This is a genomic window from Streptomyces sp. SID11385 (assembly GCF_010548245.1).
Classification (GTDB): Bacteria; Actinomycetota; Actinomycetes; order Streptomycetales; family Streptomycetaceae; genus Streptomyces.
The window spans coordinates 1-296 of record NZ_JAAGLR010000929.1 but is presented as its reverse complement, the minus strand read 5'-3'; the positions used below and the strand labels follow the sequence as shown (position 1 = coordinate 296).

Sequence of the window (296 nt, the reverse complement as noted above, 5' to 3'; positions counted from 1 at the left end):
ACCTCCGCGACGGGTACGACGACCTCGACCGGCTCGGCGGCCTTCGGCGAACCCGCCGGAGCGCTCGCCTTGCGCGTCGCCCGGCGCCGCCCGCGGCCCCGGGGGGCCTCCTCGGTGGCGACGGTGTCCGCGACGGCCGAGGCGGGCAGCGTCGCCGCCGTCACGACCTCGACGGCCTCGGGCTCGACGACCGGCTCCACGACCGTGTCGGCGAGCGGCTCGACCGCGGCGTCGGCGACCGCGTCCGCCGCCGGTTCCTGGACCTCGACGATGGCCTCGGGCTGCTCGCCCTTCAG

Annotated in this window: 1 pseudogene; it reads right to left on the bottom strand. The window is 78.7% G+C overall.

Going from position 1 to position 296, the window contains the following annotated elements:
- Nucleotides 1-296 (bottom strand): annotated as a pseudogene (locus G3I42_RS28275) (ribonuclease E/G); the annotation flags it as partial.